Raw genomic sequence first — 17,876 nt, 5'->3', positions numbered from 1 at the left:
GGGTTGCTGTATGGCCATTACGATCACTGAAGCGGCAGCAAGCCGTGTAGCTAGTTTCCTGGAAAACCGAGGCAAAGGCATTGGCCTGCGCTTGGGCGTTCGGACTTCAGGTTGCTCGGGAATGGCTTATGTCCTTGAATTCGTTGATGAGCTGAACGAAGAAGATCAGGTGTTCGAAGAAAACGGCGTCAAGATTATTATTGACCCGAAAAGCCTGGTCTACCTCGATGGCACCGAGCTGGATTTTGCCAAAGAAGGGCTGAATGAAGGCTTTAAGTTTAACAACCCGAACGTTTCAAGCGAATGTGGTTGCGGTGAGAGCTTCAACGTTTAATCGCTGTTTTCATTGAGCCTGGCAACTGCCGAGACACGCGTGGTTGCCAGGTTCGGTCTTTATAGATAACTGACGCGATATGAATCATTTCGAATTATTTGGGCTACCTTTCCAATTCCAGTTGGACGGTAGCCTTCTTTCAACGCGGTTCCGGGAACTGCAACGTCGTTTCCATCCTGATAACTTTGCAACCGCTTCTGAGCGGGATCGCCTGATGGCGGTTCAGAAAGCGGCGCAGATCAACGATGCCTTCCAAACCCTGAAAGCGCCGACCACGCGCGCGGAATATATGTTGTCCGAGCGCGGGGTGGATATTCGCGGTGAGCAGCAGACCCTGCAGGATCCGGCATTTTTGATGCAGCAGATGGAACTGCGCGAGGCGCTGGAAGAGATTCCGGACGCCAGTGATCCGGAAAGCGCCCTGTTTGAGTTTGATCAGCAGGCCTCGGAATTATACCAAGCCCAACTGGCAGAGCTTGAGCAGCTGCTGAATGATGAGCATTGGGAGCCGGCTGCTGATGCCGTGCGTAAGCTGAAGTTTATTGATAAGCTGCGCCATGAAGTAGAGCTGCTTGAAGACAGCTTATTTGACTGATATCCGCTCTCCAGCACCAATTTCACAGGAACGATAATGGCACTGTTACAGATTGCTGAACCAGGTCAAAGTGCAGCGCCGCACCAGCATAAGCTGGCGGTAGGCATCGATCTGGGGACTACAAACTCCCTCGTGGCTGCAGTCCGCAGCGGCGTGGCGGAAACGCTGAACGACGAACACGGTGAGTCTATTCTGCCGTCGGTGGTTCATTATGGCGAAGCGGCGCTTCTGGTGGGGCAACCTGCCCGGGAGCAAGCCCAGCAGGATCCAGAAAACACCATCTACTCGGTGAAGCGTATGATGGGCCGGTCGCTGGCTGATATTCAGCAGCGTTATCCGCAGTTGCCATACCAATTCGAGGCGACGGACAATGGATTGCCACAACTGGCGACCCGTCAGGGACTGGTAAACCCGGTACAGGTGTCGGCAGAAATCCTGAAGTCGCTGAGCGAGCGCGCGACCCAAACCCTGGGCGGCGAGCTGGAAGGGGTCGTGATCACGGTACCGGCGTATTTTGATGATGCGCAGCGTGCCGGGACCAAAGATGCGGCCAAGCTGGCCAATCTCAATGTGTTGCGTCTGCTTAATGAGCCGACCGCAGCGGCGATTGCCTACGGCCTGGATTCTGGTCAGGAAGGCGTAATTGCCGTGTACGATCTGGGTGGCGGGACGTTTGATATCTCAATTCTGCGCCTGTCCAAAGGAGTGTTTGAAGTGCTGGCGACCGGCGGCGACTCGGCACTGGGCGGGGACGATTTCGACCACCTGCTGGCTGAGTGGATTGCGGCGCAGGCCGGACTGAGCGGCAAACTGTCAGCACAGGACTCCCGGGCGCTGCATAATGCGGCGACCGACGCCAAAGTGGCTCTGAGCGACAGCGACATCACGACGATTGAGGTGCTGGGCTGGCAAGGGGAGATCACCCGCGAGCAGTTCAACAGCCTGATTCAACCGTTGGTGAAGAAAACCCTGATGGCTTGCCGCCGGGCGATTAAAGATGCCGATGTTGCGCTGGATGAAGTGATTGAAACCGTGATGGTCGGCGGCTCAACCCGCGTACCGCTGGTGCGTGAGCTGGTGGGCAATTACTTCGGTAAAACCCCGCTGACCTCAATCGACCCGGATAAAGTCGTGGCGATTGGTGCGGCGATCCAGGCTGATATTCTGGCCGGTAACAAGCCCGACACCGAGATGTTGCTGCTGGATGTGATCCCGCTGTCGCTGGGTATTGAGACCATGGGGGGGATGGTGGAGAAAATTATTCCGCGTAATACCACCATTCCGGTCGCCCGGGCTCAGGAGTTCACCACTTTCAAAGACGGCCAAACCGCCATGTCGGTGCATGTGGTGCAGGGCGAGCGGGAAATGGTTGACGATTGTCGTTCGCTGGCGCGCTTTACCCTGCGTGGGATTCCGGCGATGGCGGCCGGTGCGGCGCATATCCGTGTCACCTACCAGGTGGATGCCGACGGTCTGTTGTCCGTCACGGCGATGGAAAAGAGTAGCGAAGTTCAGCAGTCCATCCAGGTGAAACCATCTTATGGCTTGACCGATGATGAAATCACCACCATGATCCGCGACTCCATGACCCACGCGCAGGAAGATAAAGATGCGCGGGCGCTGGCGGAGCAGCGGGTTGAAGCGGATCGGGTCCTGGAAGGGCTGATCTCTGCACTGGCTGCAGATGGCGATACGCTGCTGTCGAAGGAAGAGCGTGACGCACTGGAAGCGGTCATGATGGAATTGGTTCAGTTGCGTCAGGGTGATGACCCGCGCGCGATTGAAGAAGGTATAAAGAAAACAGATAAGGCAAGCCAGGAATTTGCATCTCGCCGGATGGATCAGTCCATTCGTCATGCGCTGGCCGGCCATTCGATTGATGAGGTTTAGGCATGCCTAAAATTGTTGTATTACCCCATGAAGAACTTTGCCCGGAGGGCGCCGTACTGGACGCCGAGAGCGGTGAAACGGTTCTGGATGTTGCGCTGAAAAACGGCATCGGCATTGAGCATGCGTGTGAAAAGTCCTGCGCCTGTACCACCTGCCATGTGATCATTCGTGAAGGCTTTGACTCGCTGGATGAAAGCGATGAGCTGGAAGATGATATGCTGGACAAAGCCTGGGGCCTTGAGCCTGAATCACGTCTGGGCTGTCAGGCAAAAGTGACAGATGAAGACCTGGTGGTGGAGATCCCGCGCTATACCATCAACCTGGCTTCAGAGAACCACTAAGCCTGCACCATCGCCTGTCCGCGCAGCTCAGAGCGGACAGGCGAGCTACAATAGAAGAACGTTTGCAATCAGAAGGTATCCGCAATGGGACTGAAATGGATTGATTCACGTGAGCTGGCCATTGAGCTGGCAGAGCAATTTCCCGACATTGACCCCCGAACCGTTCGCTTTACCGATCTGCGAGAGTGGATTTTAGCGCTCGACCATTTTGACGACGATCCTGAACACTGTGGCGAGCGTGTATTAGAAGCCGTCCAGCAGTGTTGGATTGAAGAAGCGGACTAATTCCACCTGGCCCCTTGTCCCGTCCCTTACCCATCTTGCCCTGGAAATGTCTGACAATACGATCTTGCTCTTAGTCCTGATGTAAACAGCTTGTTTCTTTAGGATTACCCAGGCAAAGTATCAGAAATTCTGAAAATTTGGTTTTTCGTAAAATGATTAACCAAAACTGATAAGCAGGCAGATCGTTTGGTCTGCTTTGTTGTAATTGGGCGCGCCGTTCCCTTGTAATACCTGACAATGCCCCCATAATCTCTGCTATGTACGGTAACAGTGATGTCATCGTTTTGTTACTACGCCAAATAGCGTCGGGTAAAGTCTCTGCTGGTGCGTCCGACAATAGGGTTTCACCACACTTGTACGGACAGGTGGTGAAGCACAGAACTCAAGGAGTAATTCATGTCTGCCAATATGTTTGTTTTTCTTTCCCGGGAAGCTGCTGATGAAAAGTGGGGTAACAATGCCCTGCTGACGTTTAACACCGAAGGCGCTGTTGTGCACCTGACCGGAAACCAACCGCTGATCGCCATTCAGCGCGCCGGACGTAAGCTTGACGGGCAGGGAATTAAGCAGGTGACATTGGCAGGTGAAGGCTGGGATCTGGAAGCGATCTGGGCGTTTATTCAGGGCCATCGTAATGCCAAGCCGGGCAATGAGGTGATCTGGAGCGGCCTGAGCGACGCCGACGAAGCTGAGCTGCAGGCGCGCCTGACAGCGACTAACTGGGTGCGCGAAATTATCAACCAGCCGGCCGAAATTGTGCGTCCGTCGCAGCTGGCGGCGCGCGCAGGGGAGTTCATCAAATCCCTGGCTCCGGAGCACGTGACTTACAAAATCATCAAAGGCAATGATTTGCTCGATGAAGGCTGGAACGGGACGCATACCGTCGGCCGTGGCTCTGAGCGCTCTCCGGCGATGCTGCGCCTGGACTATAACCCGACCGGCGATGCTGATGCACCCGTCCATACCTGCCTGGTTGGTAAAGGGATCACCTTTGATTCCGGTGGCTACAGCATGAAACCGTCGGCCGGGATGTCGGCGATGAAAGCGGATATGGGCGGTTCGGCCCTGGCGACCGGCGGCCTGGCGCTGGCCATTGCCCGCGGTACCAAAAAGCGCATTAAATTGATCCTGTGCTGTGCGGAAAACATGGTTTCCGGCAATGCGTTCAAACTCGGCGATATTATCACCTATAAAAATGGCAAGACAGTTGAGATCCTGAACACCGACGCCGAAGGTCGCCTGGTGCTGGCTGACGGCCTGATCTACGCCAGCAGCCAGAAACCAAAACTGATCATTGATTGTGCCACCCTGACCGGCGCGGCGAAAAATGCCCTGGGCAATGATTATCACGCCTTGCTGAGCTTTGATCAGGCGCTGTCGCAAAAAGCCCTGAAAGCAGCAGCGAGCGAGAACGAAGGCCTGTGGCCACTGCCGCTGGCGGAGAATCACCGTGAGATGATGCCATCGAGCTTTGCCGATCTGTCGAATGTTTCAATGGGTGACTTTATGCCGGGTGCGAGCACCGCAGCGGCCTTCCTGTCGTACTTTGTTGACAACTACCAGCAGGGCTGGATGCACATCGATGCCAGCGGCACTTACCGTAAGAGCGGCAACGATATGTGGGGCACCGGGGCGACCGGGATGGGGGTTCGGACCCTGGCAAGTATCATCTGCCAGTAAAATGTCGTTCAGGCATGGAATAAATTGCGGGGGCATCGCTCGAAAATGTTGCCTCAGTACAAAATAAACAAGGTTTAGCAATGTTAAAAGTACAACTCTCGGCGGAGCCGAGTCAGGGTGTCTGGGGTAGTAATGCCCTGATTTCTTACCAGGACGAGACGGTCACTATTCATTACAGCGGTGATTTCCCGCTGCGCCGGATCCAGCAGGCTGCCCGTCAGCTGCAGTCGCAGGGGGCCACTCAGGCCAGCCTCGAAGGCGAGGGCTGGAGCTACGAGCGCCAGTGGAGCTTTTACTGTGGTTTTGCTGCAACTGCTGTGCCGGTTGAGCTGAAGTGGGCCTCGATTGATGAAGATGAGCTGGAGCTGCTCAATGCCCGCCGTCGCAGCAACGACTGGGTCCGCAAAGTGGTGAATGCCACCCCGGAAGATATGTACCCGGAGAAGTTGGCCGGTGAAGCCATCGAATACCTGTCTTCGATTGCCGGTGACAAGGTCAGCCATGAACTGTTGGTTGGTGAGCAACTGCTGGATCATGGCTGGATCGGCACCCACAGTGTCGGCCGTGCCAGTAGCCGTCCGCCGGTGATGCTGACATTGGACTACAACCCGACCGGTGATGTTGATGCCCCGGTTGCAGCTTGTCTGGTCGGCAAAGGGATCACCTTTGATTCGGGCGGCTACAGCCTCAAGCCAAGTGCCGGGATGGTCACCATGAAGTGTGATATGGGCGGTGCCGCCACGGTCACCGCAGCACTGGGCTATGCGATAGAGCAAGGTTTACGTCAACGTGTGAAGTTGATCTTATGTTGTGCAGAAAACATGGTTGCCGGTAACGCCTATAAGCTCGGAGATGTGTTAACGTACAAGAACGGGTTGACGGTAGAAGTCGTGAACACCGATGCCGAAGGACGCCTGGTCTTGGCTGACGGCCTGATTGCTGCCAGCGAAACCCAGGCCCCGTTGATCATCGACGCGGCAACCCTGACGGGTGCGGCCATGATGGCCGTCGGCACCGACTACAACGCGCTGTTTTCGATGGATCGGGAACTGCTGTTCAAAGCGCAGCAATTGTCTGAGCTGGTCAATGAGCCGGCCTGGCCGCTGCCGCTGGAGAAGTGGCACCAGAGTAACTGTCCGTCGCACTATGCGGATACGGCGAACAGCCGGGCGCAGAAAGGCGGTGGCATGGGCGGCGCTTCAAACGCAGCCGCGTTCCTGTCCCGTTTCGTCGATGCCGAGCAGAGCCGTTGGATCCATTTCGATCTGGCCGCCTGTTTCCGGGATGCGCCGGACAGCCGCTGGGCGGCGGGTGCGACCGGCCTGGGGATTGCCAACATTGCTGCCATGCTGTTGTAATGATGTAGGCAGGCCATGATGGCCTGCCTACATCAGACAGTGATGAAACTGATTCAAAGGAACAACAATAATGACAACTGAAAGAACACTCTCGATCATTAAGCCTGACGCTGTACAACGTAATCTGATTGGTGCGATTTATCAGCGGATTGAAACTACCGGCCTGAAAGTGGTTGCGGCGAAAATGTTGCACCTGGACGCGGCCAAAGCACAGGGGTTCTATGCTGAGCACGAAGGCAAGCCGTTTTATGACGGGCTGGTTGAATTTATGACGTCCGGCCCGGTCATGGTTCAGGTGCTGGAAGGTGACAATGCCATTGCCCGTTACCGTGAGCTGATGGGCAAAACTAACCCTGAAGAAGCGGCGTGCGGTACTATTCGTGCTGACTATGCCGAGAGCATGCGTTTCAACTCGGTGCACGGCTCTGACAGCCCGGCATCTGCGGCACGCGAAATTGCATATTTCTTTGCTGATGATGAAATCTGTCCGCGCGGCTAAGCGGTTGGTTAAAATTTAGTCGCAACAAGTGATTAACGGGAAGCCTTGGCTTCCCGTTTTATTTTCCTGCCGAAAACCGTCGCCTGACTACAATATCCTTAGGGTTAACAAGTGGAAACCCGGAAGTAAAGGCTGTACAATTTCGCGCCTTGAATCGTCCTGTTCCAAGCAACCTCCCTACATTTGGTTGCCAAGGCGCATCAACAGTCATTTTTTAGTGAGGCAACAACCGATGACAACAGTCAAAACTAATCTGCTGGATTTCGATCGCAAGGGTTTGCGTCAGTATTTCGCCGACGAGCTGGGCGAAAAAGCGTTCCGTGCTGATCAGGTAATGAAGTGGATTTATCATTTCGGTTGTGACGACTTTGACCAGATGACCAACATCAACAAGAAGCTGCGTGAGAAACTCAAGCGGGTGGCCGAAATTCGTGCGCCATATGTTTCTGAAGCGCAGCATTCAAAAGATGGCACGATCAAGTGGGCGATGCGTGTCGGTGATCAGGATGTCGAAACCGTTTATATCCCGGAAGATGATCGCGCTACCCTGTGTATCTCTTCTCAGGTCGGTTGTGCGCTGGACTGTAAGTTCTGTTCAACGGCTCAGCAAGGCTTTAACCGTAACCTGCGGGTGTCGGAAATCATCGGTCAGGTGTGGCGTGCAGCCAAAGAGATCGGGGTTGAGAAAGAGACCGGTCGTCGTCCGATCACCAATGTGGTGATGATGGGCATGGGCGAGCCGCTGCTCAACATGAAGAACCTGATCCCGGCGCTGGAGCTGATGCTTGACGATTTGGGCTTTGGCCTGTCGAAGCGCCGCGTGACTGTTTCGACTTCCGGGGTGGTCTCGGGGCTGGATCAGATGACCGGCAAGATTGACGTGGCGCTGGCGATCTCCCTGCACGCGCCGACTGACGCGCTGCGCTCTGAAATTATGCCGATCAATGATCGCTGGAATATTGATGACTTCCTGGCGTCGGTACGCCGCTATATCGATTCATCCAATGCTAACCGTGGCCGAGTGACGGTTGAGTACATTCTGCTGGATCACGTCAACGACGATATGGAGCACGCGCGTCAGCTGGCCCATACGCTGCGCGATACCCCGGCCAAGATTAACCTGATCCCGTTCAACCCGTATCCGGGATCGCCGTACAAGAAGCCGAGCAATTCGCGCATTGACCGCTTTATGAAAACCCTGATGGAGTACGACTTCACCGTGACGGTTCGCAAGACCCGGGGTGATGATATTGATGCGGCATGCGGACAATTGGTCGGAGATGTGATTGACCGCACGAAACGAACCCTGGCCAAGCAGGCGCCGGGTGAACAAATCCCTGTCAAAGCAGTCTAATAGCCGGACGCTTCGCGGGCAAGAGGCCGGTTGCTTCTGCCCCGTTGTGAAGCCGATGGATGTCAGATGGGGATGCTATGGTACGATGGATTGTGTACCCGTTATTGTGTGGTGTGCTTGCCGGCTGTGTCACAGTCGATGAAACAGGTAACACCCAACGTGTTGATAATATTGAAGCTTCTGAGGCCAGGGTCACCCTTGGCCTGAGTTATTTAAAAGCTGGGCAATGGCAGCGTGCCCGTGATAATCTTGAAAAAGCCCTCGATTTTGCGCCGAACTATGACCGTGCTTTGAGTGCGATGGCCTACTATTATCAGCAGGTCGATGAGCCGGAGGCTGCGGAAGCAATGTACCGGCGGGCACTGCGTCGGTCGCCGCACAATGGCGACGTGCGCAATAATTACGGTGTGTTCTTGTGCAGCCAGCAGCGTTATGATGAGGCGATTGCGGCATTTGAAAAAGCCCTGAAACAACCCGATTATCACCAGACTTCGGCCAGTTATGAAAATGCGGCGTTTTGCAGCCTGAGAAATGGCACCAGGCAGCAGGCCATGGAATACTTTGGCAAAGCACTGGCGTATGATCCATACCGCCCGAAGTCGACATTACAGCTGGCACGGCTGGAGCTTGAGGAACAGCTATTCGAGCAAGCACGTGCCAGATTGTTAAAGTTTAATCAGCGATACGGTTATCTCGCAGACAGCTTATGGCTGCTGTACCGGCTTGAACAGCAAGCGGGCCGTCCAAAAGCGGCGGAGCAGTATGTTGATCTGCTTGAGCAGATGTATCCAAACTCACAGCAATATCAAAAATATCTAGCCAATGAATACTGAACAGAACGAAGAGATATCAACAGAGGAAGTCATTCGTCCGGGGGATATGCTACGTCAGGCGCGCGAGCAGCTTGGTTATTCACAGAAGGATATTGCCAGCCGATTGAGGCTGCGCCTCTCGGTGATCAATGACATCGAAGACAATCATTTCGAACAATCGCAACTGGCCACGTTTACGCGTGGCTATGTGCGTTCTTACGCCAAATTTGTCGGCCTGGATGAGCGGGAAGTGCTGGCTCGTCTGGACAAGGAAGGGCATGCCCAGCCAGAAAACCATGAAATGCAGAGCTTTTCCCGTCGCACCAAGCGCGAAGCGCATGATAACCGAATTATGCGCCTGACCTGGGCGCTGGCGATCATCTTTATCGGCATGACGGGCGTGTGGTGGTGGCAGAGCCTGCAAATGGAGCCCGATGCGCTGGACTACAGCGAGCAGCAGAGCCAGCCGCTGGATGAGAGCCTGGCGGGCTCCAATGGTGAGGTGGGCCTTGAAGCTGAAATGGCCGGACTGGAATTTGATGAGCCGGTGCTGACAGAGACGGGCAGCACTTCGGATTTGCTGGCAACCGAGGCCGTCACCCAGGTTGAAGAGCCGGCGCCGGTCACCAGTTTTGAGGCGCCGACCGAACCCGCTGCCGGTGACGCGGATGCTACCGGGCTGGCTGCTCGCGAAGAGACGGCGGCACAATCTGCCGAGCCGGCACCTGTGGTGGAAGCGATCACTTCAGGCCTGCAGCTTACTTTCAGTGGTGATTGCTGGATTGATATCCGCGACGCCAATGGTAAACGACTGGAAACCGGGATTAAAAAATCCGGCGATGTTCTGAATTTAGACGGTGCTGAGCCCTATAAGCTGGTGCTAGGTGCCCCAAGTGTTGTTAAAATTAATTATAAAGGTGAGCCGGTTGACCTGAGTCAGTATCCGGCCGGAAAAGTCGCGCGATTCAAGCTGCCGCAGTAAACAGAGTGAATGTAATGCATAACGAGTCTCCAATTAAACGTCGTCAGTCGACCCGGATCTATGTCGGGAATGTCCCGGTTGGCGATGGTGCCCCTATTGCTGTTCAGTCGATGACCAACACGCGTACAACGGATGTTGACGCGACGGTGGCGCAGATCAAAGCGCTGGAAACGGTCGGTGCCGATATTGTCCGTGTCTCCGTCCCGACCATGGATGCTGCCGAAGCATTCAGACTGATTAAGCAGCAGGTCAATGTCCCGCTGGTGGCGGATATCCACTTTGACTACCGGATTGCGCTGAAAGTGGCGGAGTACGGGGTCGATTGTCTGCGGATTAACCCGGGCAACATCGGCCGTGAAGATCGTATCCGGGCTGTGGTGGACTGCGCGCGGGACAACAATATCCCAATCCGGATCGGGGTCAACGGCGGCTCACTGGAAAAAGATCTGCAGCTAAAATACGGCGAGCCGACGCCGGAGGCGCTGGTGGAGTCTGCCATGCGTCATGTCGAGATCTTAGATCGCCTCAACTTTGACCAGTTCAAGGTCAGTGTTAAAGCCTCGGATGTGTTCCTGGCGGTGGAATCCTACCGCAAGCTGGCGCAGCAGATTAAGCAACCGCTGCACCTGGGGATCACCGAAGCCGGTGGTGCCCGTGCCGGTGCGGTGAAATCCGCAGTCGGTTTGGGGATGCTGCTGGCAGAAGGTATCGGTGATACCCTGCGGGTGTCGCTGGCTGCCGATCCGGTGGAAGAGATCAAAGTCGGCTTTGATATTCTTAAATCGCTGCGGATCCGCTCACGCGGGATCAACTTTATTGCCTGTCCGACCTGCTCCCGTCAGGAGTTTGATGTGATCGGCACGGTCAATGAGCTGGAGCAGCGCTTGGAAGATATTACCATCCCGATGGATGTGTCGGTGATTGGTTGTGTGGTCAATGGTCCGGGTGAAGCAGAAGTGTCGCACATGGGGATCGCCGGCGGTAACCGTAAGAGTGCCTTCTATGAAGATGGTGTGCGGCAGAAAGAGCGCTTTGACAACGATAACGTGATTGACCAGCTCGAAACAAAAATCCGCGCCAAGGCATCGATGCTCGATCTCAGCAATCGCATTGATGTTGCGGAAAAATAGTAAAATCCCCGAAAATCACGCCCTGAAATCAGGGCGTGGTTTCTTATTTTGGCAAGAAGCTATATATTCAACTCCATTCCCCATCGGTTAACGAGAACAAACGTGGCGAAACAAATTCAAGCTATTCGAGGCATGAACGACTGCCTCCCATCGCAATCTCCGCTTTGGCAAAAAGTGGAAGGTACCATTAAACAAGTTGTGAGTGCTTACGGCTACAGCGAAGTCCGGATGCCGATTGTCGAATCGACCCATTTGTTCAGTCGGGCCATTGGTGAAGTGACAGATGTCGTTGAAAAGGAAATGTACACCTTTGATGACCGCAATGGCGACAGCCTGACCCTGCGCCCGGAAGGCACGGCTGGCTGTGTCCGCGCCGGGATCCAGAACGGTTTGCTGTACAACCAGGAGCAGCGCTTGTGGTATGCCGGTCCGATGTTCCGCCATGAGCGTCCGCAAAAAGGACGTTACCGCCAGTTCCACCAGTTTGGGGTGGAAGTGTTCGGTCTCAATGGTCCTGATGTCGATGCGGAGCTGATCATGATGACGGCGCGCCTGTGGCGTGAGCTGGGGATCGACAAGCATGTTCGCCTGGAGCTGAACTCGATTGGCTCGCTGGAAGCCCGCGCCAACTACCGTCAGGCGCTGGTGGCTTTCCTGGAGCAATATGTTGAGGTGCTGGACGACGACTGCAAGCGTCGCATGCACACCAACCCGCTGCGTGTGCTTGATACCAAGAACATGGCGATCCAGGAAATTCTGCGTGGTGCACCGAAGCTGTCGGATTATCTGGACGAAGAATCCAAGCAACATTTTGCCGGTTTGTGTGAACTATTAGACGCTGCCGGCATCGAATACCAGGTAAATGAACGTCTTGTGCGTGGTTTGGATTACTATAACCGCACCGTTTTTGAGTGGATCACCGAAAGCCTGGGTGCTCAGGGCACTGTTTGTGGTGGTGGTCGCTATGACGGTCTGGTGGAGCAACTGGGCGGCAAAGCAACGCCGGCGGTTGGGTTTGCCATGGGGCTTGAACGCCTGGTGCTGATGATGGAAACCCTGGCGCTGACCGATGTCCGCCGTCCGGTGGATGTTTACATGGTCACTGCCGGTGAAGGTACCATGATGGCCGGCATGAAGCTGGCGGAGCAGCTGCGTGAAGAAGTACCGGGCCTGCGGGTGATGAGTCACTTCGGCGGCGGCAGCTTCAAGAAGCAGTTTAAGCGTGCGGATAACGCCGGTGCCGTGGTTGCCCTGGTGCTGGGTGAAAACGAGATTGCCGAGAACAACGTGGTGGTGAAAGATCTGCGCGGTGGCGAACAAATCACCATGTCACAGGACGAAGTAGCAGCGAAGCTGGCAGAACTGATTTAAGAGAGGACAGGAAGTGGACGTCAACATCACAGAAGAACAGCAGGTCGAACAGATCAAAGCATGGTGGAAAGAGAACGGTAAAGCCGTGGTTCTCGGTGCCGTTATTGGTCTGGGTGGCCTGTGGGGCTGGCGCTACTACCAGGGTGAAATCCAGGCAGCGAAAGAGCAAGCCTCGGAAGCCTACACGCAGGTGATCACCAGCCTGGAAACGAATCCTGAGACCAGTGTAGCGCTGGTCCAGGGGTTTATTACTGAACATGAAGACAGCCAATATTCAGTGCTGGCGGCCCTGCAATTGGCTAAGTCCCTGGTTGAGCAAGAGAAGCTGGATGCGGCTGCCGAACAGCTGAACTGGGTGATCACCCATACTCAGGATGAGGCGATTCTGCCGATTGCCCAGACGCGTCTGGCCCGTGTCCATGCGCAAATGACGCAGTACGATACGGCGCTGGCTGAGCTGGATAAAGTGACGGCGGAAAGTTGGCAGGCCAAAGTGGCGGAGCTGCGGGGTGATATCCTGCTGGAGAAAGGGGAGACTCTGGCCGCGCGTGAAGCCTATGTGCAGTCACAACAGCTGGGTGCATCACCGGCACTGCAGATCAAACTTGACGATCTGGCACAGTAAAGGTTGAGACGTATGCAGAAGGTATGGAAGCAAGCCGTCTCAGTTGCTCTGGCGACCGCATTGCTGGCCGGCTGTGCCGGTGAGGAAGATACCATCCAGATGGCCCAGCTGCCGAAAGTGGAAAGTGCTTTCACGCCTCAGTCGGTCTGGACGCAATCGATCGGTGCCGGGGTCGGACATTTTTTCTCGGAGCTCAAACCGGCGGTCGGCTACGGTAAAATTTTTGCCGCTGATCGGGACGGGGTGATCATGGCCCTGGATCCGAGTGATGGCAGCGTGCTGTGGGAGCAGGATCTGGAAGCGGACGTGGCTGCCAAGCTAGCCGGCGGGATTTCGCTGTCGTACGGCAAGCTGTTTATCGGCTCTGAAAACGGCGAAGTGATCGCCCTGGATGAAGAGACCGGTGAGGTCGTCTGGCGGGCGCCGGTTGAAGGCGAAGTGCTGGCCAAACCTCTTGTAGACGAGGGCCTGGTGGTGGTCAATACCGGTCGCGGTGTGCTGCAGGCGCTGGATGCCGACAGCGGTGAGCCGGCCTGGCAGCTGAGCAGTGAGGTGCCGAACCTGACCCTGCGCGGCGACAGTGCGCCGGTATCGATCTCAGGCGGGATCTTCTGGGGCCAGGCCAACGGTCGTCTGGCTGGTGCCTTGATGAATAACGGCCAGATGCTGTGGCAACAGCCGATTGGCTCGCCCAAAGGCGGGACTGAGATTGACCGCCTGGTGGACGTTGATGCCGCGCCGGTCATTGCCGGCGATCGCCTCTATGCGGTTGGCTACAATGGCAACCTGGTGTCGATTGAACTACGCACTGGTCAGGCTGCCTGGAAACGCAATTATTCTTCGGCCAAAGACTTTGTGATCGACGGTAGTCAGCTGTACCTAGTGACTGATAAAGATCACGTAGTCGCGGTGGATATCCGCAGCGGCACGGAATTGTGGCAGAATCCGGACCTGGAATATCGCCTGCTCAGCGCGCCGAGCGTGGTGAACGGCTATGTGGTGCTGGGAGACAGCGAAGGCTATCTGCACTGGCTGGATCCGTATACTGGTGAGTTCGTTGCCCAGCAGCAATTGGATGACAGCGGCATTGCCGTATCGCCGGTGCCGCTGGAAGATGGCTATCTGGTGATCACCCGGGACGGCCGCATGAACAAAATGCAAATGCCGTAAAGAGCCGTTATAATACGCGCCAGAATAAATGCCGGCTCCTGCTGTGGTCTACAGTCAGGAGCCGTTATCGTTATATCCATTCGCGATATTATTGTCGGATGAAGGTGGCCAAAGGTGCCGCTGGAGGCAAGAATGAATGGAAGAATATGTCATTAAGACTATGAAAAGTAAGAGGTAGTTATGATTCCTGTTGTTGCCCTTGTCGGGCGCCCGAATGTGGGTAAATCGACGCTATTTAACCGTCTTACCCGGACTAGGGATGCGCTGGTTGCAGACTTTCCTGGCCTAACCAGGGATCGTAAGTACGGTAAAGCTGAGCTCGAAGAGCACGAATTTATTGTGATCGATACCGGCGGTATCGACGGCACCGAAGATGGTGTGGAAACCAAGATGGCCGAGCAGTCGCTGGCGGCAATTGAAGAAGCCGATGTGGTGCTATTCCTGGTCGACGGCCGTGCCGGCCTGACGGCGGCGGATGAGGCGATCGCCAAACATCTGCGCAGCCGCGATAAGCCGACCTTCCTGGTGGTGAACAAGATCGACGGGATTGACGCTGACAGTGCCAGTGCTGAATTCTGGCAACTGGGAATGGACGCCATGTACCAGATCGCCGCAGCCCAGAACCGCGGCGTGACCGCGCTGATGGAGCGTGCCCTGGCGCCGTTTGCCGAGACGCTGAAGGCGCAGGAAACCGAAGACGGCGAAATCGCGATTGAAGATCTGACCTCGGTGGAAGACATCGAGAAAGCCAACCTGTCGGAAGAAGATGCTGAAGCAGCCTACAAGCGCCTGCAGGAGCAACCGATCAAGCTGGCGATTATCGGTCGTCCGAACGTTGGTAAATCAACCCTGACCAACCGGATCCTGGGTGAAGAGCGGGTGGTTGTGTACGATATGCCGGGCACCACCCGTGACTCGATTTACATCCCGATGGAGCGTGATGATCAGGAGTATGTCCTGATTGATACCGCAGGGATCCGTCGTCGTAAGAATATGCATCAGGCGGTGGAAAAATTCTCGGTGATCCAGACCTTGAAGGCAATTGAAGATGCCAACGTGGTGCTGATGGTGATTGATGCCCGCGAGAACATTTCAGATCAGGACTTGAGCCTGTTGGGCTTTGCCCTCAATGCCGGCCGTTCGCTGGTGATTGCGGTCAACAAATGGGATGGTCTGGATAACGAAGTGAAAGAGCGGGTGAAATCAGAGCTGGACCGTCGCCTGGGCTTTGTCGACTTTGCCCGGATCCACTTTATTTCTGCGCTGCACGGCACCGGTGTCGGCCACCTGTATGAGTCTGTGCAGGAAGCCTACCAGTCTGCGACCAAGCGGATCAGCACCTCGATGCTGACCCGGATTATGCAGATGGCGCAGGACGACCACCAGCCGCCAATGGTCCGCGGTCGCCGGGTGAAGCTCAAGTATGCGCACGCCGGGGGGTATAACCCGCCGATTATCGTGATTCACGGTAACTTGGTTCACGAGCTGCCGGGCTCCTACAAGCGTTACCTGATGAACTATTACCGCAAGTCGCTGGAAATGATGGGGACCCCGATCCGGATTCAGTTCCAGAGCAGCGAGAACCCGTTTGAAGGGAAAAAGCAGAAACTGACGATCTCCCAGGAGCGTCAGCGTAAGCGCCTGACTACCGCCCTGAAAAACCGGGAAAAATAAAATTTACCCACTGACAAACCCAGCTTTTGCTGGGTTTTTTATGCCCGAAATCCGGACAACCCGAAGGAGAATTCATGTATCCAGTGACCGCAACCCGTGTGCTGTTTGCCGATCATCAAACTCAGGCCCAGGCGAGCCTTGAGCTCTGTGTTCCGGCCAGTCCTGCCGGCACCTGGCTGGTGACCGACCGAAGTCCGTTTCATCCGGTGAGCCACCTCTGGCCGGATCACCCGGCCGATCGGGGCACGCTTGAAATCGCCGGGGTGTCTTATCCGGTGATTGGCTGTTACACCGGCGTGGTAGAGCTCGCAACCGGTCAGCTGTTTGTCGACCAGGCGATCCCGGTCAAACGCAACGAACCGGGCTGGGTGTTTGTGGTGGTGCATCAGATTGCTGGGACTGTGACATGCCAGCCGGGCGAGGCGGTGCGCCTGACGGTGGATCGCGCCTACCAGCAGGCCCTGAGTCGGGGCCACAGCGGTGGTCACTTGTCGTCGCTGGCCCTGAATCAGGTGTTGCATCACGATTTTTGGCGCAAAGATGCTTCGCGCAAGGACGAACTCGGCCATTATGATTTTCACGGGTATGCCCAGACCCAAAGCCGGGTCACCGAAGATTGCAGTACCGATACTTATCGGCTGGGCAAGACGCTGCGCAAGCGCGGCCTCAACAGCGCCGATCTGATCCAGCAACTGGACGGTGTAGCCGAACGGGTGAATGCGCTGCTGGAAACCTGGCGGCAAGGCGGTGCGGCTGTAACAATGCACTGCGAAGGCCCGGCGCTCACCGACTCGCGCTATTGGCATTGTGAACTGCGACCGGGCAGCCTGATTGTCATTCCGTGCGGCGGGACGCATATTCGCTCGTTGGCGGAATACGCCAGCCTGAGGGTCAGCTTTGAACTCAACAGTGAGCAGGAGCTGGTGATGGTTACGCGGACCATAGCGGCGGATTCAGCACTTTCCAGCGGGAGATAAGCCGGGTGTGGTCCGGTGTCATCGTCTGAACCGGTGTATATTTTGCAGATGATCCGTTTTACGTCCTGCTTGATCGTCAGGTTTTTTTCGTAGAGTTGAGATTAATATCCTGCCTGAAATCCAAAAACAGAATATGTAACTTATGCTTTCGGGATGTGTATTGATAAATGTTCTTTTGAGAGCTGATCGCTGATCACGATGGCTTTTGAAGTTGATCCACGGATTCGCGGAGGATCAGTTCACCCGAGAATAAAGCCGCCGGGCTGATCGGCTTGCCCCGGACCAGTTGCTGCCATAGTGCATTGTCTGGTCTGGGACGGTTCGCATGAGTAATACCAATCGCAGTAAATAAGGGGTCATTCTAGCTGGTTAAAATGCTCGATAACTGCGTTAGAATTTTTGATTGTAGAATAACTGCTTATCTAAAAATTCTGCCTTGTTCTCAAACATTTTTCCGGCGCTATTTCTGATCACTGATTTACTTTGATTGGTATAAGGAGAGAAACATATGGGTGAAAATACCTGCCCAACCTGTCAACGTCCCCTCTGCTGGAAAGATGGGGGTTATTATTGCGAGCACTGTCAGCATCCGGTGCGTAAACGGGCATTTTGTCCGGACTGCGAGCAGGCGTTGGAGAAGTTGAACGCTTGTGGTGCGGCCAGCTATTTTTGTCCACACTGTAATGAACTCAAGTCTAAATCCCGGGCCCGGATCTGTTTCGAGGCAGGCTGATTTGAGGTGATCTGAATGCTGCTCCGCTTCAGACGGGTTGAATGTTCCTGATTTTTGTTGATAATG

The 17,876-nt window shown here is 55.3% G+C and carries 18 protein-coding genes; all 18 read left to right on the top strand.

What is annotated here, in order from left to right; translation table 11 throughout:
• Positions 1-10 precede the first annotated feature (10 nt).
• The 18 genes from iscA (at position 11) to NNL38_RS12470 (ending at position 17,810) form a co-directional block, all read left to right on the top strand.
• Positions 11-334 (top strand): iron-sulfur cluster assembly protein IscA, encoded by a 324-nt coding sequence (gene iscA / locus NNL38_RS12555; RefSeq protein WP_255388372.1) that lies wholly within the window; start codon positions 11-13, stop codon positions 332-334.
• Between the two features lie 79 nt (positions 335-413).
• Positions 414-929: a co-chaperone HscB gene (gene hscB / locus NNL38_RS12550; protein ID WP_255388371.1), complete on the top strand. Its 516-nt coding sequence runs from the start codon at positions 414-416 to the stop codon at positions 927-929.
• 36 nt (positions 930-965) lie between these two features.
• Positions 966-2,819 carry a Fe-S protein assembly chaperone HscA gene (gene hscA / locus NNL38_RS12545; RefSeq protein ID WP_255388370.1) on the top strand — a complete coding sequence of 618 codons (1,854 nt, stop codon included), beginning with the start codon at positions 966-968 and terminating at the stop codon, positions 2,817-2,819.
• Between the two features lie 2 nt (positions 2,820-2,821).
• On the top strand, positions 2,822-3,160 hold the full coding sequence (gene fdx / locus NNL38_RS12540) for an ISC system 2Fe-2S type ferredoxin (RefSeq protein ID WP_255388369.1): 339 nt from the start codon (positions 2,822-2,824) through the stop codon (positions 3,158-3,160).
• 84 nt (positions 3,161-3,244) lie between these two features.
• Complete coding sequence (gene iscX / locus NNL38_RS12535) at positions 3,245-3,445, top strand: Fe-S cluster assembly protein IscX (protein ID WP_255388368.1); 201 nt, start codon at positions 3,245-3,247, stop codon at positions 3,443-3,445.
• 396 nt (positions 3,446-3,841) lie between these two features.
• On the top strand, positions 3,842-5,125 hold the full coding sequence (pepB, locus tag NNL38_RS12530) for an aminopeptidase PepB (RefSeq protein ID WP_255388366.1): 1,284 nt from the start codon (positions 3,842-3,844) through the stop codon (positions 5,123-5,125).
• Positions 5,126-5,205: 80 nt separating this feature from the next.
• The gene (gene pepB / locus NNL38_RS12525) at positions 5,206-6,483 is read left to right on the top strand and encodes an aminopeptidase PepB (protein WP_255388365.1); all 1,278 of its coding nucleotides are present in this window, start codon (positions 5,206-5,208) and stop codon (positions 6,481-6,483) included.
• Between the two features lie 70 nt (positions 6,484-6,553).
• The gene (ndk, locus tag NNL38_RS12520) at positions 6,554-6,982 is read left to right on the top strand and encodes a nucleoside-diphosphate kinase (protein ID WP_255388364.1); all 429 of its coding nucleotides are present in this window, start codon (positions 6,554-6,556) and stop codon (positions 6,980-6,982) included.
• A 232-nt stretch (positions 6,983-7,214) separates the two neighbouring features.
• On the top strand, positions 7,215-8,336 hold the full coding sequence (gene rlmN, locus NNL38_RS12515) for a dual-specificity RNA methyltransferase RlmN (RefSeq protein WP_255388363.1): 1,122 nt from the start codon (positions 7,215-7,217) through the stop codon (positions 8,334-8,336).
• Between the two features lie 77 nt (positions 8,337-8,413).
• The gene (pilW, locus tag NNL38_RS12510) at positions 8,414-9,169 is read left to right on the top strand and encodes a type IV pilus biogenesis/stability protein PilW (protein WP_255388362.1); all 756 of its coding nucleotides are present in this window, start codon (positions 8,414-8,416) and stop codon (positions 9,167-9,169) included.
• A complete protein-coding gene (rodZ, locus tag NNL38_RS12505) occupies positions 9,159-10,130 on the top strand; it encodes a cytoskeleton protein RodZ (protein ID WP_255388361.1) in 972 nt (323 codons plus the stop codon). The genes pilW and rodZ overlap by 11 nt, the downstream gene beginning before the upstream one ends.
• A 14-nt stretch (positions 10,131-10,144) precedes the next feature.
• Complete coding sequence (gene ispG, locus NNL38_RS12500) at positions 10,145-11,260, top strand: flavodoxin-dependent (E)-4-hydroxy-3-methylbut-2-enyl-diphosphate synthase (RefSeq protein ID WP_255388360.1); 1,116 nt, start codon at positions 10,145-10,147, stop codon at positions 11,258-11,260.
• 102 nt (positions 11,261-11,362) lie between these two features.
• Positions 11,363-12,631: a histidine--tRNA ligase gene (gene hisS, locus NNL38_RS12495; RefSeq protein ID WP_255388359.1), complete on the top strand. Its 1,269-nt coding sequence runs from the start codon at positions 11,363-11,365 to the stop codon at positions 12,629-12,631.
• Between the two features lie 13 nt (positions 12,632-12,644).
• The gene (locus NNL38_RS12490; protein ID WP_255388358.1) at positions 12,645-13,256 is read left to right on the top strand and encodes a YfgM family protein; all 612 of its coding nucleotides are present in this window, start codon (positions 12,645-12,647) and stop codon (positions 13,254-13,256) included.
• Between the two features lie 12 nt (positions 13,257-13,268).
• Positions 13,269-14,426, top strand: a complete 1,158-nt coding sequence (gene bamB, locus NNL38_RS12485; protein ID WP_255388357.1) for an outer membrane protein assembly factor BamB — start codon at positions 13,269-13,271, stop codon at positions 14,424-14,426.
• A 180-nt stretch (positions 14,427-14,606) separates the two neighbouring features.
• On the top strand, positions 14,607-16,100 hold the full coding sequence (der, locus tag NNL38_RS12480) for a ribosome biogenesis GTPase Der (RefSeq protein WP_255388356.1): 1,494 nt from the start codon (positions 14,607-14,609) through the stop codon (positions 16,098-16,100).
• A 74-nt stretch (positions 16,101-16,174) separates the two neighbouring features.
• On the top strand, positions 16,175-17,077 hold the full coding sequence (locus NNL38_RS12475; protein ID WP_255388355.1) for an alanyl-tRNA editing protein: 903 nt from the start codon (positions 16,175-16,177) through the stop codon (positions 17,075-17,077).
• A gap of 508 nt (positions 17,078-17,585) precedes the next feature.
• Positions 17,586-17,810, top strand: a complete 225-nt coding sequence (locus tag NNL38_RS12470; protein ID WP_255388354.1) for a zinc ribbon domain-containing protein — start codon at positions 17,586-17,588, stop codon at positions 17,808-17,810.
• Positions 17,811-17,876: the final 66 nt, after the last annotated feature.

Origin of the sequence: Photobacterium atrarenae, from assembly GCF_024380015.1 — a bacterium.
Classification (GTDB): domain Bacteria; phylum Pseudomonadota; class Gammaproteobacteria; order Enterobacterales; family Vibrionaceae; genus Photobacterium; species Photobacterium atrarenae.
Note: the sequence above shows the minus strand (reverse complement) of the source record. Positions and strands in the feature narration are given on the sequence as shown.

What these genes read in the sequence shown, in the direction of transcription:
- iscA (WP_255388372.1), top strand. Translation starts at nt 11, where the DNA reads ATGGCCATTACGATCACTGAAGCGGCAGCAAGCCGTGTAGCTAGTTTC.
- hscB (WP_255388371.1), top strand. Translation starts at nt 414, where the DNA reads ATGAATCATTTCGAATTATTTGGGCTACCTTTCCAATTCCAGTTGGAC.
- hscA (WP_255388370.1), top strand. Translation starts at nt 966, where the DNA reads ATGGCACTGTTACAGATTGCTGAACCAGGTCAAAGTGCAGCGCCGCAC.
- fdx (WP_255388369.1), top strand. Translation starts at nt 2,822, where the DNA reads ATGCCTAAAATTGTTGTATTACCCCATGAAGAACTTTGCCCGGAGGGC.
- iscX (WP_255388368.1), top strand. Translation starts at nt 3,245, where the DNA reads ATGGGACTGAAATGGATTGATTCACGTGAGCTGGCCATTGAGCTGGCA.
- pepB (WP_255388366.1), top strand. Translation starts at nt 3,842, where the DNA reads ATGTCTGCCAATATGTTTGTTTTTCTTTCCCGGGAAGCTGCTGATGAA.
- pepB (WP_255388365.1), top strand. Translation starts at nt 5,206, where the DNA reads ATGTTAAAAGTACAACTCTCGGCGGAGCCGAGTCAGGGTGTCTGGGGT.
- ndk (WP_255388364.1), top strand. Translation starts at nt 6,554, where the DNA reads ATGACAACTGAAAGAACACTCTCGATCATTAAGCCTGACGCTGTACAA.
- rlmN (WP_255388363.1), top strand. Translation starts at nt 7,215, where the DNA reads ATGACAACAGTCAAAACTAATCTGCTGGATTTCGATCGCAAGGGTTTG.
- pilW (WP_255388362.1), top strand. Translation starts at nt 8,414, where the DNA reads ATGGTACGATGGATTGTGTACCCGTTATTGTGTGGTGTGCTTGCCGGC.
- rodZ (WP_255388361.1), top strand. Translation starts at nt 9,159, where the DNA reads ATGAATACTGAACAGAACGAAGAGATATCAACAGAGGAAGTCATTCGT.
- ispG (WP_255388360.1), top strand. Translation starts at nt 10,145, where the DNA reads ATGCATAACGAGTCTCCAATTAAACGTCGTCAGTCGACCCGGATCTAT.
- bamB (WP_255388357.1), top strand. Translation starts at nt 13,269, where the DNA reads ATGCAGAAGGTATGGAAGCAAGCCGTCTCAGTTGCTCTGGCGACCGCA.
- der (WP_255388356.1), top strand. Translation starts at nt 14,607, where the DNA reads ATGATTCCTGTTGTTGCCCTTGTCGGGCGCCCGAATGTGGGTAAATCG.
- NNL38_RS12475 (WP_255388355.1), top strand. Translation starts at nt 16,175, where the DNA reads ATGTATCCAGTGACCGCAACCCGTGTGCTGTTTGCCGATCATCAAACT.
- NNL38_RS12470 (WP_255388354.1), top strand. Translation starts at nt 17,586, where the DNA reads ATGGGTGAAAATACCTGCCCAACCTGTCAACGTCCCCTCTGCTGGAAA.